Annotated in this window: 1 protein-coding gene; it reads right to left on the bottom strand. The window is 62.1% G+C overall.

Annotated features, from left to right (window positions below; translation table 11 throughout):
• Window positions 1-152: 152 nt before the first annotated feature.
• Window positions 153-848 carry a B3/4 domain-containing protein gene (locus D6877_RS10140; RefSeq protein WP_130910663.1) on the bottom strand — a complete coding sequence of 232 codons (696 nt, stop codon included), beginning with the start codon at window positions 846-848 and terminating at the stop codon, window positions 153-155.
• Window positions 849-1,001: the final 153 nt, after the last annotated feature.

Genomic DNA, 1,001 nt, shown 5'->3' with positions numbered 1-1,001 from the left:
ATCATTGGTCAACACGGAACATTGTGGGAGCGAGCTTGCTCGCGAAAGCGGTGGAACAGCCGGCAAAGATGTTGAATGTGCCGCCTTCTCGAGCAGGCTCCCACAGGGAATCGCGGTGCCGCTGACGAAACGGGCTGGAACTCATATCTAACCTAACGCGCCCCCGGCCCGATCAACATGCTTTCGATCTCGGCGCCGGGCATCATTTGCTGCAATCCTTCGATGAGCTTGTCGCCCGCCTCGGTCAGCGCTTCCAGCGGCATCGTCGGCAGGCTTTCGAGGATGAACCACATGTGCTGCGCCTGCGCATCGAGGCGGGTTCGCACGCCTTGGCGCCAGTTCCAGCGCCGGCAGGTCACGCCTTGGTCATCGCGCCAGACCACTTCGCCGGCATCCGGAAACTCGTGCGCGGGCAGGCCCTCCTTCATCGTGTCGAACGGCTCGCTGCCGTCGGCGACGACCAGACGCGGTGAGCCGACGTAGGCCTCGGCATTCTCGCCCCCCACGGGAATCGCGTATTCCAGACTGATGGCGTTGTACAGATCGACAACCGGATCAATGCTCGGCAAGTTGCCGTCGCGCAACACACGCTTGCGCAGTGCCTCGGCCGAGCAAGGCGTGCGCTGCGGTTTGGCGCCGAACTGGCGAAACACGTCAGCCCAGGCCTGAAGATGCGCATGCGCCCACGCCGGACCACCGTTGGCGACGATCTGGCAGGCTTTGGCCAGTGCTTCACCGGCCACGTATGCATGAATAATCGGCGCCGCTTGCACGACAATACTCAGCGCTCTGAAGCCCGGCGCAAGTTGCGCAACAGCCGGATCGATTGACGGCACGACAGACAGCATCCCAGAATCCCCCCCATACCCGAATTTCAAACGATGCTAGCGATCAATGACCAAGAAAGTCAATATATCGACCGAAGCCGGCGCCGATGTCGAGACCGTCAGCGCGGCGGTGTCGCGCACGCTCAAACAGGCGCGCAAACAACAGGGCATCAC

It is taken from the genome of Pseudomonas sp. Sample_9, assembly GCF_004307535.1.
Lineage (GTDB): Bacteria > Pseudomonadota > Gammaproteobacteria > Pseudomonadales > Pseudomonadaceae > Aquipseudomonas > Aquipseudomonas mercuritolerans.
This window is presented reverse-complemented; position numbering and strand designations above follow the sequence as displayed.

Excerpts from the sequence above, each read along its gene's own strand:
- D6877_RS10140 (WP_130910663.1), bottom strand. The coding sequence starts at position 848 with ATGCTGTCTGTCGTGCCGTCAATCGATCCGGCTGTTGCGCAACTTGCG.